This window comes from Aquicoccus porphyridii (assembly GCF_008369105.1).
In the GTDB taxonomy this organism is placed as follows: domain Bacteria; phylum Pseudomonadota; class Alphaproteobacteria; order Rhodobacterales; family Rhodobacteraceae; genus Aquicoccus; species Aquicoccus porphyridii.
Window position 1 is genome coordinate 333,304 of sequence record NZ_VINQ01000001.1, and the last position, 14,667, is coordinate 347,970.

Here is a 14,667-nt window from a genome sequence, read left to right on the forward strand (position 1 = left end):
GCTTGAACGCGCGTTCAACCGTCGCTCTTCACCAGTCGCAGGTAACCCGGACGCAAGCCGGGCCGGGGTCGGTCGAACCGGCGTTGCCCCTCGGCGAAACCGGCCTCTGCGCGCTGTGGCGGCAAAGCCTTTCGCGATCCCTGACCCGGCAGGTTGCGCAGATCGGTTTGCGTCACGCTGAACCGGCGCGGCGCGCGCCCGATCTGGCCATGGGTCTCGAAACAACCCAGAACCCGGGTGATCTCGCCCATGTCGCTGAGCAGCGGCAAGAGCAGCATCCGCCCGTCGAGCGACGGTTTTCCGATACCGGTCTGCGCGCTCAGCGTGATCCGCGCCACCGCGGGCCGCGACATCACCGCTTCGAGCGTTCGCGCGAACCCGGTCCGCCCCGTCGGCTGCACCATCGCGCTGATCGGCATGCCGCGCATCTCCATCCCCATCAGGTCATTGAGATGCATCCCCGCGATCCGCAAACGGGCCAGCCCGGGTGCGATCCGTTCGAGGACAAAGGCATATTCCAGCGCGTTCTCGATCCCCCGCGGGTCGATATCCGCGCGCCGTGGCACCGCGTCACCCATGCGCAACCCTTCCCAATAGGCTTCCACCTCGGTCAGCGACCGGAACCGGTTATCTGTCACCAACCCCGTCATGTCGATCACGTTCCCGCCTGTCTTTTCACGAACTCGCATGTCACATCCCCAATCGTCAAAATGGCCCTGACCCGGGGCACGCCAGCCGTGTCAACCTTGTGGTCAGAATGATTACCGATGTCTTAATGTGCCATGGATTGATGCAAATTGCGTGCGCAATGTAAGGATTTGGTTAACCCCGAAACCGCCCCGGCATCCCGCCGCGAAGGCACGCAACGGCTTGCCCCCGGGCGGGTGCGGTGGCATCAGGGGCAAAAAACAACGCGAAGGAGCGCATGTGATATACTCGATGACCGGCTTCGCCTCGGCCAAGGGCCAATCCGGCGCCCATGGCTGGGCATGGGAGCTGCGCAGCGTCAACGCCAAGGGACTTGACCTGCGCCTGCGTGTGCCCGACTGGATCGCCGGTCTCGAAGCGGGGTTGCGCGCCCGGATGGGCGCGGCGATCACGCGCGGCTCGGTCTCGCTCTCGCTCCGCCTCATGCGCGAGGACGAACACGCCACGCTTTCGGTCAATACCGCCCAGCTCGACGCGGTGCTCGATGCGCTGGCCATGATCGAGGCCCGCGCGCTTGCCCGCGGGATCGACCTCGCGCCGTCGCGCGCCGCCGATCTGCTGGCCCAGCGCGGCGTGCTCGAACAATCGGGCGGCGACGAAGACACCACCGCCCTGCGCGACACCCTGCTCAAGGCGTTCGAGCCGCTCCTGGCCGATTTCCTTGCCATGCGCGCCGCCGAAGGCCGCGCGCTGCACGAGGTGCTGATGGCCCAGATCGACCGAATCGAGGCCCTGACCGCCGAGGCCGCCGCGCTGGCCGACAGCCGCCGCGCCGACATGACCGAGGCGCTGCGCCACAACCTCTCCCGCGTGCTCGACAATGCTGCCGGGGCCGACGCCGACCGCGTCGCACAGGAACTGGCGCTGATCTCGGTCAAGGCCGACATCACCGAAGAGCTTGACCGCCTGCGGGCCCATGTCGGCGCCGCGCGCGATCTTCTGAGCGCCGAGGGCGCGGTCGGGCGCAAGCTCGATTTCCTGACCCAGGAATTCAACCGCGAGGCCAACACGCTCTGTTCCAAGTCCCAGCACAAGGCGCTCACCGCGGTCGGGCTCGAACTCAAGGCGGTGATCGACCAGTTGCGCGAACAGGTTCAGAACGTGGAGTGACCCGATGACCAACCGACGCGGCCTTCTCATCATCCTGTCCTCGCCCTCGGGCGCGGGCAAATCCACCCTCTCCAAACGCCTGCGCGCCTGGGATACGACGATCCGTTTCTCGGTCTCGGCCACCACGCGACAGCCCCGCGCGGGCGAGGTGGACGGCACCGATTACCACTTCATGTCCGAAGAGGCGTTCAAACGCGACGTGGCGGCGGACAACATGCTTGAACACGCCCATGTCTTCGGTAATTTCTACGGCTCGCCGCGCAAACCCGTCGAAACGGCGATCGAGGCGGGGTGCGATGTGCTCTTTGACATCGACTGGCAGGGCGCACAGCAGATCCGCAATTCAAGCCTCGCGCCCAACACGCTCTCGATCTTTCTGCTTCCACCGTCGATCCGCGAACTGCACCGCCGCCTGGTCGGCCGCGGCCAGGACGCGCCCGAAGTGATCGCCCGCCGGATGCAGAAAAGCTGGGACGAGATTTCGCACTGGGGCAGCTATGATTACGTGCTGATCAACGACGATCTCGACCGCACCGCCGCCGATCTCAAGGGCATCGTCACCGCCACCCGCCTGCGCCGGACCCAGCAGCCCATGCTGGTCGATCATGTGCGCCGGCTTCAGACCGAATTCGAGGAGATGCAAGAATGACCCTTTACGCGCTCGATGGCCATGCGCCGCAATGCCACCAAGATACATGGGTGGCCCCCGATGCCAACCTCATCGGCCGGATCACGCTCGAAGAGGGCGCATCGGTCTGGTTCGGCGCGACGCTCAGGGGCGACAACGAACCCATCGTGGTCGGCGCGGGCTCGAACGTGCAGGAAAACTGCGTCTTTCATACCGACATGGGCTATCCGCTGACCATCGGGACCGATTGCACCATCGGGCACAAGGTCATGCTGCATGGCTGCACCATCGGCGATGGCAGCCTGATCGGCATGGGTGCAACCATCCTCAACGGGGCGAAGATCGGCTCCGGCTGCCTGATCGGGGCCGGGGCGCTCATCGCCGAGAACAAGGAGATCCCCGACGGCAGCCTTGTCATGGGCGCGCCGGGCCGGGTGATCCGGCAACTCGACGGCCCGGCCAAGGCCATGCTCAAGGCCAGCGCCCAGCATTACCAGGACAACATGCGCCGGTTTCGCGCGGGCCTGACGCCGGTTGGCTGACCCGAGCCCCCGCCCGCCCGTGGTGAGATCATGACAAACACGCCCACCCGGAACCTGCTCGATGCGCTGCCGCTGGCCGCGCTTCTGGTCGATGCGCAGGATCGGATCGCGGGGGCGAACGCGGGCGCACTCTCAATCCTTGGCGAACACGCGATCGGGCGGCATTACGTCACCGCCCTGCGTCAGCCCGACCTGCTCGACGCGATCGAAACCTGCGCGCAGAACGAGACCCGGCGCGAAACCCGGTTCCTGTCGCGCGACGGCGGGCGCGATACCACCTACGTGGTCAAATGCGGCTGGATCGACAGCGGCGATATCCGGGGCGTCCTGGTCAGCTTTCACGACGTTTCCGATCTCGAGGCCGCCGGCCAGATGCGCCGCGATTTCGTCGCCAATGTCAGCCACGAGCTGCGCACGCCGCTTACCGCGCTCATGGGCTTCATCGAAACCCTGCGCGGCCCCGCCAAGAACGACCCCGCCGCACAGGACCGGTTCCTCGGGATCATGCAGGCCGAGGCCGAGCGGATGGAGCGCCTGGTCAAGGACCTGCTCTCGCTCAGCCGCGTCGAAGCGCAGGAACGGGTGCGCCCGGCCGAAGAGGTCGATCTCGCCGCGCTGGCGCGCTCGGTGTTGCATGGCCTCGATCCCGTGGCCCGCGAAACCGACGTGACGCTGACGGCCGAGATCCCGCCAGAGGCCAATATCGTCCCCGGAGACGAGGACCAGCTCAGGCAGCTGATCTCGAACCTCGTCGAGAACGCGATCAAGTATGGCGGGGCAGGGGGCGTGGTGACGCTGTCGCTGGCCGCGTCGCCGCGCGATGCGGCGCTGCGCGCCCCGGCGGTGGTGCTTTCGGTGCGCGACAAGGGCCAGGGCATCGACCCGATCCATATCCCGCGGCTCACCGAACGCTTCTACCGGGTCGATTCGCACCGCTCGCGACAGGTCGGCGGCACCGGGCTCGGCCTTGCCATCGTCAAGCATATCGTAAGCCGCCACCGCGGTCGCTTGCGGGTCGAGAGCGTGCCGGGGCAGGGCAGCACCTTCACCGTGACCCTTCCCGCCGCGGCCTGAGATCCTGTGACTGTCATGTATTCGTTACATGAGTGTCACAGAAGATTTGCACGCCGGGGCTAGGACGGCGCGGGGCCACCGGTCAGAGGCGGCGCAACCACGACGAACAGGTGTCTTGCTTGATCCATGTGAACCATCCCATCCGATCCGCCAACCCGAGCGGTTCGCCGCGCGCGGGTCATGGCGGGCCTGCCGGGTCCCTTGGGCTTGGGCAAACTTGTGATGCCAGGCGAAACCGTGCAGGTAGATACCAAACCGGATACCGCCTCATGACGCATCGGCTTCAACTGCCCCCAAGGAGTTAACGATGACCAACGAACACATCGTCGCAGCCTTTGACCGCGACCTTGAAACGATTCAGGCCCGGATCATGAAAATGGGCGGGCTGGTCGAACAGGCCATTCTCGACGCCGCCGACAGCCTTGCCGCGCGCGACGAGGAACTGGCCCGCAAAGTGCGCCGGCGCGACAGTGCCATCGACGATCTCGAAGAGCAGATCAACGACGATGCCGCCCGCGTCATCGCGCTGCGCGCCCCGACCGCCACCGATCTCAGGCTGGTGCTGAGCGTGATGAAGATCGCCGGCAACCTCGAACGGATCGGCGATTACGCCAAGAACATGGCCAAGCGCACCAGCGTCCTCGTCGAGATGGCGCCGATCGAAGGGGCCAATGTCTCGCTCAAGCGCATGGCGCGCGACGTGCAACTCATGCTCAAGGACGCGCTCGACGCCTATGTTCAACGCGACGCCGAACTGGCCATGGACGTGATCCGCCGCGACCGCGACATCGACCAGCTCTACAATGCGCTGTTCCGCGAATTCATCACCTTCATGATGGAAGACCCGCGCAAGATCACGCCCTGCATGCATTTGCATTTCATCGCCAAGAACACCGAACGCATGGGCGATCACGTCACATCCATCGCCGAACAGGTGGTCTATCTCGTCACCGGCGAATTCCCCGACGAGGACCGCCAGAAGGCGGATCGCACATCCACCGATGCGTCCATCACGGAAGGGGACTGATCCGATGTCGTCAGAACAGCCCACCGTACTTCTGGTCGAGGACGAACCGGCACAGCGTGAAGTGCTGGCCTATAACCTCGAGGCCGAAGGTTTCCGCGTCGCCCGGGCGGGCGACGGAGAAGAGGCGATGGTGATGGTGGATGAAGAATCCCCCGACATCATCCTGCTCGACTGGATGCTGCCCAACATCTCGGGGATCGAGATCTGCCGCCGACTCAAGATACGACCCGAGACGCGCAATATTCCGGTCATCATGCTGTCGGCCCGCTCGGAAGAAGTTGACAGGGTCCGGGGATTGGAGACCGGCGCCGACGATTATGTCATCAAACCATACTCGGTGATCGAACTGATGGCCCGCGTCCGCACCCAACTCCGCCGCGTCCGCCCCTCGACGGTCGGCATTCAACTGTCGTTCGAGGATATCGTGCTCGACAGTGAAACCCACCGCGTGACACGCGATGGCAAGTCGTTGAAGCTCGGCCCGACCGAGTTTCGCCTGCTTGCGACGTTCATGGAAAAACCGGGCCGCGTCTGGAGCCGCGAACAATTGCTCGACCGGGTCTGGGGGCGTGACATCTATGTCGACACCCGCACGGTCGATGTGCATATCGGTCGCCTGCGCAAGGCGCTGACGCGCCATGGCGGGGCCGACCCGGTGCGCACCGTGCGCGGCGCCGGTTACGCGCTGGGGTAGGGGGGGCCAACCCCGGATTTCGGAACACCCCCGCCCCGGGCCTGACCCGGGGCCTCCGCGTTGCGCCCGAATCGAAGACCGCCATAGTGATGTGAAACCCTTACCGCTTTCGAAACCCCGCGCGCGCCCGGGCAAGACCTGTGCCGACCAAAGGTTAACGTGTCGCCCGGCAGCCGGGCAGCAGCCGGGAGTCATACGCGGATCACCCCCCGGTTCCCGCCATGCGTTAAGAAATTAACATGCGGAACGCTCATGGATGGGGTTAACGCGGCAGCATGTCCTCGCCCTCGACCTCATCGCGCAACCAGTCGCGAAATTGACGCAGGGCAGGGTCCGCGGTCTTGTCCTCCGGCCAGACCAGCCAATAGGCCCCGCGGCTCTCGGTCGGCCCGCCATAGGCGCTGACAAGCCGCCCATCGGACAGCTCCTGACCGATCAGGTAATCCGGCAAAAGCGCCACCCCCAACCCGTGCAGAACCGCCTGGATCATCGTGGTGAACTGATCGTAATAGGTGCCGGTCACATGCGGCGTCTCAACGCCGTGGGCGCCAAACCATTCCGTCCAGGCCCGGGGCCGCGTCTGGATATGCAACAGCGGAAACCGTTGCAGGTCTTGCGGCCCACGCAGCGTCTGACCGGCGACAAGCGAGGGCAGGGCGACCGGTAGCACATATTCCCGCGCCAGCAGGAGCTTGTCCGTTCCCGACCACTCTCCATCGCCAAAAGTAATCGCTGCATCAAAAGGTTGCGCGGCAAAGTTGAACTGCTCAAGACGGGTGGTCATATTGATCGTGATGTCGGGATAGGCCTTGGCAAAGCCCGGCAGTCGCGGCACGAGCCAGCGCATCCCGAAACTTGGCAGGATGGCAAGGTTCACCGCGCCGCCGCCCATATCCGTCTGCAAGCGAAGCGAGGCTTGCGCGATCTGTTGCAGCGCGCCCCTGATCTCGGCCGCATAGCGCGCACCCGCCGAGGTCAGCGCCAGCCGCTTGCGGGCACGATTGAGCAGCGGCACCCCAAGCTGCGCCTCAAGTGCCTGCAACTGGCGCGACACCGCGCTTTGGGTCAGGGCAAGCTCTTCCGCCGCCGCCGTCGCGCTGCCCAGCCGCTCGACCGCTTCAAGCGCTTGCAGGGCAGGGACCGAGGGCAGGAATCTTCGTGGTGCGATCATCTATTCCCATATCTCATGTAACTATGCGGATTAGTCGATTTATCATGCGGTTTTCTCAAGGTAAACTTAATCAATCTCAAACCCACCGTTCGATGGAGACCCGATCATGCTCGACAAACCCGCCCTGCGCGCCAAGGATGCCCCTAACCTTGGTCAATTCACCTGGGACGACCCGTTCCGCCTCGAAGATCAGTTGACCGAAGAAGAACGGATGATCCGCGACAGCGCCCGTGCCTATGCGCAGGAAAAGCTGTTGCCGCGCGTGACAGCGGCATTCGCCACCGAAGAGACCGACCCCGACATCTTTCGCGAAATGGGCGAGATGGGCCTGCTCGGCACCACGACACCCGAGGAATATGGTGGATTATCCGCCGGTTACGTGACCTACGGCCTGGTCGCGCGCGAGGTCGAGCGCGTCGATTCCGGTTATCGGTCGATGATGAGCGTGCAAAGCTCGCTGGTGATGTATCCGATCTATGCCTATGGCTCGGAAGAGCAGCGCCAGAAATACCTGCCCAAGCTGGCCTCCGGCGAATGGATCGGTTGTTTCGGCCTGACCGAACCCGATGCCGGCTCCGACCCGGCGGGCATGAAGACAAGGGCCGAGAAAACCGAAGGCGGCTATAGGCTTACCGGCTCAAAGATGTGGATTTCCAACGCACCCATCGCGGATGTTTTCGTGGTCTGGGCCAAATCCGAGGCCCATGACGGCAAGATCCGCGGCTTTGTCCTCGAGAAGGGCGCGAAGGGTCTCAGCGCCCCGAAAATCATGAACAAGATGAGCCTGCGCGCCTCGATCACCGGCGAAATCGTCATGGATGGTGTCGAAGTCGGCGAAGACGCCCTGCTACCCCACGTCGAAGGCCTCAAAGGCCCCTTCGGCTGCCTCAACAGGGCCCGCTACGGGATCAGCTGGGGCGCGATTGGCGCCGCCGAAGCCTGTTGGCACGCCGCGCGGCAATACGGGCTCGATCGGCATCAGTTCAAGCGGCCACTGGCGCAAACCCAACTGTTTCAGAAGAAACTGGCCGACATGCAAACCGAAATCGCACTCGGGCTTCAGGCATCGCTCCGTGTCGGGCGGCTGATGGATGAAGCCAATGCCGCACCCGAGATGATCTCGATCGTCAAACGCAACAACGTCGGCAAGGCGCTCGATATTGCACGCATGGCCCGCGACATGCATGGCGGAAACGGGATCAGCCTCGAATTCCACGTCATCCGCCACATGATCAATCTCGAAACGGTTAACACCTATGAGGGCACGCATGATGTTCATGCCTTGATCCTTGGCCGCGCGCAGACAGGATTGCAGGCCTTCTTCTGATAACCCTGCGCTCTTTAGAAGGCCGGTTTTCAAAGGGTTGGAAACCGGCCTTTGCGTGGTTAACCTTGTGACGCGACAGGGGGAGGTTGCTGAACAACACGGCACCATATGGCGCATAATAAGTATTATGTTAATAAATAGCCGCACTTTGCCTCAATCAATCCGCTTGCTCTCGACAGAGCCGATTTTGACCGGTAAGTCTTTATGACCACTCGAACGGAATATTCCGACCACATACAAGGCCCTCTGGGTCTAACGTGAAGTTCTTTCACACGTCTTGATCATGCGGTCGGTCGCGGTCTCACCGTTCAACTTACGGGAAAGACGGGCACATGGCTTTGGCAGAATACCTCGATGACTTGACCAACACACCGTCCATGGAAATGCTTTGGGACATGCATTGCCGCAAGATGGCCGAGTACGGGTTCACCAGGCTGTTTTACGGCTACACGAACTACCGCACCGGCAGATCGCTCGGCGATCCCGATGATTTCGTCATCCTGACCAATCACAAGAAGGAATACACCGATTGGTTTCTCGGCCAGTCGATGTATTTCCACGCACCGATGGTCAAGTGGTCGCTTGAAAACGAAGGTGTCGCCAGTTGGAGCATCGTGAAGGACATGATGGAAAGCGGCCTTTTGTCAGAGAGCGAGATGAAAGTCGTTGAATTTAATGCCAAAATGCGCGTGACAAGTGGCTATACCATCAGTTTCAAATCGATCTCGCCACGGTCGAAAGGTGCAATCGCCCTCACCGGTCACGAGGATATGACGCAAACCGAAGCGGATGAGGTCTGGGCAGAGCACGGAACGGATCTTGTCGTCATGAACAACGTGGCGCATCTCAAGATCCTGTCCCTGCCCTATTCCAGCCCGGCCCGTGGTTTGACCAAAAGACAGCTGGAAGCGCTGCACTGGGTCGGTGACGGAAAAACAACGGCCGATATTGCGATCCTGATGGGATTGACGCCGGCAACCGTTGAAAAGCACCTGCGCCTTGCCCGTGAAGTCTTGAGTGTCGAAACGACGGCCCAGGCGGTGCTGAAAGCGGCGCTCCATAATCAGATGTTCGTGGTTGAGTACTGAACCGATCAGCCGACCCGATGCCAGAAACCTGGATTGGGAAACAAAATCATGACGTTATGACCTCAAGCGAAGAAATTTCCGCGAGGTAAGGATTCCCTTACTTTCGGAATCCCCGTCCGGCTGTCATCTTGGCGCTGTTCCGTGAGTGGTGGCTTTTAAGCCTGGGAACACACAGGGCAAACCCTTGGAATTTCAAGGCTCTTTGCTTTGTCCGGTTCACGCCGGAGTCGGTCTGAAGGTCTATTCCTCGGCTGGAAGACCGACATTTGAACCGCCCCTTCTCATCCCCATTGCCGGGGCGGGGTCAAAAAGGAACGGTGCCAGCCCACGTGCTGGCACCGTTTTCTTTGTTTTACAGGCGTTTGGAGGGCAAACTTGATGTTGCTCGAATGGGCTTAGCCCTGAGCCACCTTGGCCACTTCCGCTGCGAAATCTTCCTGCTCTTTCTCGATCCCTTCACCAACTTCAAGGCGCACGAACCCGGTGATCTCGACACCGGCTTCCTTGGCAGCCTGAGCAACGGTCAGGTCAGGGTTGACCACGAAAGCCTGATTGAGAAGCGTGATCTCGGCCAGGAATTTCTTCATCCGCCCTTCGATCATCTTTTCGATGACGTTCTCGGGCTTGCCGGATTCCCGTGCGATCTCGATTTGAACCTGACGTTCTTTCTCGATAACGCTGGGATCGAGTGCATCCGCGTCCAACGCCTGCGGGCGCGGGTCGGCGGCTGCGACGTGCATCGCGACCTGGCGCGCAAAACCTTCGTCATCGCCATTGAAGGCGACCAGAACGCCGATCTTGCCCATGCCAGCCGTGGCGGCGTTGTGCACGTAAGTGACAACAGAACCACCTTCGAGCGATTCCATGCGGCGCAAGGTCATGTTCTCGCCGATCTTGGCAATCGCGTCCGTCACGGCGGTCTCGACCGGTTTGCCACCCATATCAGACGCTTTCAGAGCCTCGATATCACCGACCCCAAGAGCGGCCTGTGCAATATTGCCGACGAGCTTCTGAAACTCTTCATTCTTGGCCACGAAATCGGTTTCCGAGTTCAGCTCGATCGCGACACCTTTGCCACCATCGACCGCGACACCGACAAGACCTTCGGCCGCGGTGCGGCCCGACTTCTTGGCGGCCTTGGCCAGACCCTTGGTGCGGAGCCAGTCAACGGCCGCATCCATGTCACCATCGGCCTCGGTCAGTGCTTTCTTCGCGTCCATCATGCCTGCGCCAGTGCTGTCGCGCAGTTCCTTTACCATTGCTGCTGTGATCGCCATGTCAGGCTCTCCTGGATTTGTTTCATATTGGTTGCCGCTGCGGGCGCGTGCCTGCCACGCCCGCGCGACAATTGCGTGACGGGCTTACGCCTCGCCTTTTTCACCGGCATCGGTGCCCGCGTCTTCCGGGGCGGCCGGGACAGCCTCGACCGTCACCTCTTCGACTGGCGTTTCGGCCAGTTCGCCGATATCCACGCCTGCGGCACCAAGTTGCGCCTGCATGCCGTCAAGGGCGGCGCGGCTGGCCAGATCGCAATAAAGGGCGATGGCACGGGCGGCGTCGTCGTTGCCGGGGATAACATAATCAATGCCATCGGGCGAGCAGTTGGTGTCGACCACGGCCACGATCGGGATGCCGAGCTTGTTGGCCTCGGCGACGGCAAGGGCCTCTTTCTTGACGTCGATCACGAAGAGCATGTCGGGCACGCCGCCCATTTCGCGAATCCCGCCGAGCGAAGCCTGAAGCTTGGCCTGTTCGCGTTCCATGCCAAGGCGTTCCTTCTTGGTCAGGCCCTCGGCACCTTCAGCGAGGCGTTCGTCGTATTCCTTGAGCCGGTTGATCGACTTGGAAACCGTCTGCCAGTTGGTCAGGGTGCCGCCCAGCCAGCGGTGGTTCATGTAGTATTGCGCGCATTTTTCTGCTGCGTCTGCAATGGGTTGGCTCGCCTGGCGCTTGGTGCCGACAAAGAGGACGCGGCCGCTTTTGGAGACGGTTTCGCGGATCGCGTTGAGGGCGGCGTCGAGCATGGGGACCGTCTGGGTGAGGTCCATGATGTGGATGCCGTTGCGCGCGCCATAGATGAACTCGCCCATGCGGGGGTTCCAACGCTGCGTCTGGTGGCCAAAGTGAACGCCTGCTTCCAAAAGCTGGCGCATGGTGAACTCGGGAAGAGCCATGTCGTTGTTTCCTTTCCGGTTTTCGCCTCGACAAGGGGTGCAAGGCGGATGCCTCAACCGGTGGACCGATGGGGATGTCTCCCCCATAGACCCGCCCTTGCCTGCGGTTTGAATGTCGCGCGTATAGAGGGGTTGAGGGCGGTTGGCAACCCCTGCCCCGCCGCATGTGTTAACGCTGCCCGCCCCGCCGAATCCGGGGGGTGACATCCGGCTGTTGCCCGGCTGTCGCCCGGCTGCCGGGTCATGACGCGCCGCGCCGGCCCGAAAAGTGTTAAGACGGCGTGCGGTGCAGTGGACTTTGCGATGAAAATCCGCCTAGAACCGATCCTGTTTCGAGCACCCAGCCCCGTCGCCAAGGATACCCGATGTCCGCCTCGCTACCACGCCCCGACATCCTGTGCATCGGCAGTGTCCATTGGGACGTGATCGGGCGCACCGGGCGCGACATTGGCCTTGGATCGGATGTGCCGGGGCGGATCACCCGGGGGCCGGGGGGCGTGGCGCTCAACATCGCGATGACGCTGCAACGGTACGGGCGACAACCGGCGCTGTTGTCCGCGGTCGGGCAGGATGCCGAGGGCGAGGCGCTGGTCGCGGCCTGCGCCGGGCTGGGGCTGGAGGTGCGGTTCCTCTATCGTCCCGCCGATCTGCCGACCGATCAATACATGGCGATCGAGGGGCCGAGCGGATTGATCGCGTCGATCGCGGATGCACATTCGCTCGAAACGGCGGGGGCGCGCATCCTCGCACCGTTGCACGACGGGCGGCTGGGCGATGCCACCGCGCCCTATGACGGGGTGGTGGCACTGGATGGAAACCTGACACCGGCGCTTCTGGCACGGATCGCCGGGGCCGACATTTTTGCCCGGGCCGATTTGCGGGTTGCCCCGGCCTCGCCCGGCAAGGCCGAACGGCTGAGGCCGTTTCTGGATCGCGGGCGCGGGGTGCTTTATGTCAACCGTGAAGAGGCGGGCCTGCTTTGCGGGGCGCGTTTCGCCGATGCGGCGACAGCGGCGCGCGCGATGCTGGAACGCGGCGCGCGCCGGGTTCTGGTGACCGACGGGGCCGGGGCCGCCGCCGAGGGCGGGCCGGACGGCGTGATCCAGCGCCACCCGCCACAGGTCATGCTGCGCCGGGTGACGGGGGCGGGCGATACCTTCATGGCGGCCCATATTGCCGCCGAGATGGGGGGCGCAGGCCGGATCGCGGCCTTCGAACAGGCGCTCGCGGCGGCGGCGCGTTACGTAGCAATAGAGGATGCGACATGAGCATGATCGAGTTTTCCGAAGAGGTCGCGGTGGCGCGCGCCGAGGGTCGGCCCCTCGTGGCGCTGGAATCGACGATCATAACCCATGGCATGCCCTGGCCGCAGAATGTCGAGACCGCCCGCCTGGTCGAGGAAGATGTGCGCGCAAGCGGCGCGGTGCCCGCCACGATGGCGGTGATCGACGGGCGGCTGCATGTCGGGCTTGAGGCCGGGGCGCTGGAGCAACTTGCGCAGGCCGACAATGTTGCCAAGCTGTCGCGCGCCGACATGGCGGCCTGTATCGCGCAGGGCGGCACCGGGGCCACGACCGTGGCGGCGACCATGATCGCGGCGCGCATGGCGGGGATCGCGGTTTTCGCCACCGGCGGGATCGGCGGCGTGCATCGCGGCGCCGAAGAGACGTTCGACATTTCCGCCGACCTGCACGAACTGGCCCGCACCCCAGTGAGCGTGGTGGCGGCGGGGGCCAAGGCCATTCTCGACCTGCCCAAGACGCTTGAGGTGCTGGAAACCCTCGGCGTGCCGGTCATCGCCTGTGGGCAGGACGCATTCCCCGGGTTCTGGTCGCGCGAGTCGGGCCTGCTGGCGCCGCTCAGGATGGATGGCCCCGAAATGATCGCCCGGGCGCACCGGATGCGTGGCGCGCTGGGTCTTGATGGCGGGCAATTGATCGTCAACCCGGTGCCCGAGGCCGACGAGATCCCGCGCGGCGAGATCGAGCCGATCATCGCCCGCGCGCTTGGCGAGGTGCGGGCGCAGGGCGTGACGGGCAAGGCGGTCACGCCCTTCCTGCTGGGCCGGATCTTCGAGTTGACCGAGGGGCGGTCGCTGACCACGAATATCGCGCTCGTGCGCAACAATGCGCGGCTGGCCGCCCGGATCGCGGGCGAACTGGTGCGGATCGGGGAGACCGCAGCCTAGCGCCTGTTGAATCTGGTCTGTTGAATCTGGCCGGGGCGGGTGTTTGCGATCAAATGCGGCGGGGTGTTCGCGATGGGGCGTTGATACCGGCCCGCATTGCCCGGCACGACAAATGTGCCTATGTCACGAGTCGAGTTTGATATAATGGTCACTCTATGACATCGCCCTTTGACGAGAACGACAGCGACAAGCAGCATCGCCGTTGGCGCCCCTTTGCGGGGCTGCGCAACAATTTCCTTGCCGGTCTTGTGGTGGTGGTGCCGATTGCCATCACGCTCTGGCTGATCTGGACCTTCGTTGGCTGGATCGACAGTTGGGTTCTGCCCTTCGTGCCGCAGAAATATCATCCCGATGTGCTGATCAATCGCTGGTTCGGGGAAGCGCAGTGGTTTCGCTGGCTGTTCGGCACGAGCGATGTGAGCGTCAACATCCGCGGTGTCGGGGTGATCCTGTTCCTCGTCTTTACCGTGACCGTCGGCTGGATCGCCAAGGGGCTGATCGGGCGCAGTTTCCTCGGCTGGGGCGAGCGGATCGTGAACCGTATGCCGATTGTCCGGTCGGTCTATGGCGGGGTCAAGCAGATCGCCGAGACGATCTTTGCACAGACCGAATCGCAGTTCGACAAGGCCTGCCTCGTCGAATACCCGCGCAAGGGGATCTGGGCGATCGCGTTCATCTCGACCTCGGCCAAGGGCGAGATCGACCGGCGTGTCCCGGTGGACGAGGAAATCCTCTCGGTCTTTCTGCCCACGACGCCCAACCCGACCAGCGGGTTCCTCTTGTTCGTGCCGCGCCATTCGGTGATCGAGCTCGAGATGGGGGTCGAGGATGCCGCCAAGCTCGTCATTTCGGCGGGGCTCGTCTATCCCAACAAGCAGGACCCGACGCAGCCGCTGGCAAAGGCAGAGCCAGAGCCGGAGGCGGCACAGTAAGGCC

At 63.4% G+C, this 14,667-nt stretch carries 15 protein-coding genes; 11 read left to right on the forward strand and 4 right to left on the reverse strand.

All coding sequences use genetic code 11. The features are described from left to right. Positions 1 to 14: 14 nt before the first annotated feature. Entirely contained in the window at positions 15 to 689 is a 675-nt protein-coding gene (locus FLO80_RS01650) for a PAS domain-containing protein (protein WP_246156510.1), read from the reverse strand. Between the two features lie 238 nt (positions 690 to 927). Between FLO80_RS01650 and FLO80_RS01655 the strand changes: the two genes are divergently transcribed. The 6 genes from FLO80_RS01655 (at position 928) to phoB (ending at position 5,783) form a co-directional block, all read left to right on the forward strand. Further along, positions 928 to 1,818 (forward strand): YicC/YloC family endoribonuclease, encoded by an 891-nt coding sequence (locus FLO80_RS01655; RefSeq protein ID WP_246156512.1) that lies wholly within the window; start codon positions 928 to 930, stop codon positions 1,816 to 1,818. 4 nt (positions 1,819 to 1,822) lie between these two features. Then, the gene (gmk, locus tag FLO80_RS01660; protein WP_111362070.1) at positions 1,823 to 2,467 is read left to right on the forward strand and encodes a guanylate kinase; all 645 of its coding nucleotides are present in this window, start codon (positions 1,823 to 1,825) and stop codon (positions 2,465 to 2,467) included. Beyond that, complete coding sequence (locus tag FLO80_RS01665) at positions 2,464 to 2,988, forward strand: gamma carbonic anhydrase family protein (protein ID WP_111362069.1); 525 nt, start codon at positions 2,464 to 2,466, stop codon at positions 2,986 to 2,988. The genes gmk and FLO80_RS01665 overlap by 4 nt, the downstream gene beginning before the upstream one ends. A 30-nt stretch (positions 2,989 to 3,018) precedes the next feature. After that, on the forward strand, positions 3,019 to 4,062 hold the full coding sequence (locus FLO80_RS01670) for a sensor histidine kinase (RefSeq protein WP_111362068.1): 1,044 nt from the start codon (positions 3,019 to 3,021) through the stop codon (positions 4,060 to 4,062). A 307-nt stretch (positions 4,063 to 4,369) separates the two neighbouring features. Continuing rightward, positions 4,370 to 5,089: a phosphate signaling complex protein PhoU gene (gene phoU, locus FLO80_RS01675; protein WP_111362067.1), complete on the forward strand. Its 720-nt coding sequence runs from the start codon at positions 4,370 to 4,372 to the stop codon at positions 5,087 to 5,089. 4 nt (positions 5,090 to 5,093) lie between these two features. Next, positions 5,094 to 5,783, forward strand: a complete 690-nt coding sequence (phoB, locus tag FLO80_RS01680; RefSeq protein ID WP_111362066.1) for a phosphate regulon transcriptional regulator PhoB — start codon at positions 5,094 to 5,096, stop codon at positions 5,781 to 5,783. 262 nt (positions 5,784 to 6,045) lie between these two features. On the opposite strand, the gene FLO80_RS01685 is transcribed toward phoB, so the two are convergent. Next, complete coding sequence (locus tag FLO80_RS01685) at positions 6,046 to 6,954, reverse strand: LysR substrate-binding domain-containing protein (protein WP_111362065.1); 909 nt, start codon at positions 6,952 to 6,954, stop codon at positions 6,046 to 6,048. A gap of 106 nt (positions 6,955 to 7,060) precedes the next feature. Here FLO80_RS01685 and FLO80_RS01690 point away from each other — a divergent pair, with 106 nt between their 5' ends. Then, positions 7,061 to 8,281 (forward strand): acyl-CoA dehydrogenase, encoded by a 1,221-nt coding sequence (locus tag FLO80_RS01690; RefSeq protein ID WP_111362064.1) that lies wholly within the window; start codon positions 7,061 to 7,063, stop codon positions 8,279 to 8,281. 332 nt (positions 8,282 to 8,613) lie between these two features. Next, positions 8,614 to 9,369, forward strand: a complete 756-nt coding sequence (locus FLO80_RS01695; protein ID WP_111362063.1) for a helix-turn-helix transcriptional regulator — start codon at positions 8,614 to 8,616, stop codon at positions 9,367 to 9,369. 395 nt (positions 9,370 to 9,764) lie between these two features. On the opposite strand, the gene tsf is transcribed toward FLO80_RS01695, so the two are convergent. Both tsf and rpsB read right to left on the reverse strand, forming a co-directional pair. Next, complete coding sequence (tsf, locus tag FLO80_RS01700) at positions 9,765 to 10,646, reverse strand: translation elongation factor Ts (RefSeq protein ID WP_111362062.1); 882 nt, start codon at positions 10,644 to 10,646, stop codon at positions 9,765 to 9,767. Between the two features lie 84 nt (positions 10,647 to 10,730). Further along, positions 10,731 to 11,543 (reverse strand): 30S ribosomal protein S2, encoded by an 813-nt coding sequence (rpsB, locus tag FLO80_RS01705; protein ID WP_111362061.1) that lies wholly within the window; start codon positions 11,541 to 11,543, stop codon positions 10,731 to 10,733. Positions 11,544 to 11,908: 365 nt separating this feature from the next. Between rpsB and FLO80_RS01710 the strand changes: the two genes are divergently transcribed. The 3 genes from FLO80_RS01710 (at position 11,909) to FLO80_RS01720 (ending at position 14,663) form a co-directional block, all read left to right on the forward strand. Beyond that, on the forward strand, positions 11,909 to 12,811 hold the full coding sequence (locus FLO80_RS01710) for a PfkB family carbohydrate kinase (RefSeq protein ID WP_111362060.1): 903 nt from the start codon (positions 11,909 to 11,911) through the stop codon (positions 12,809 to 12,811). Continuing rightward, positions 12,808 to 13,731: a pseudouridine-5'-phosphate glycosidase gene (locus tag FLO80_RS01715; protein ID WP_111362059.1), complete on the forward strand. Its 924-nt coding sequence runs from the start codon at positions 12,808 to 12,810 to the stop codon at positions 13,729 to 13,731. Before FLO80_RS01710 ends, FLO80_RS01715 begins: the two co-directional genes overlap by 4 nt. Positions 13,732 to 13,886: 155 nt before the next feature. Continuing rightward, the gene (locus FLO80_RS01720; protein ID WP_111362058.1) at positions 13,887 to 14,663 is read left to right on the forward strand and encodes a DUF502 domain-containing protein; all 777 of its coding nucleotides are present in this window, start codon (positions 13,887 to 13,889) and stop codon (positions 14,661 to 14,663) included. Positions 14,664 to 14,667: the final 4 nt, after the last annotated feature.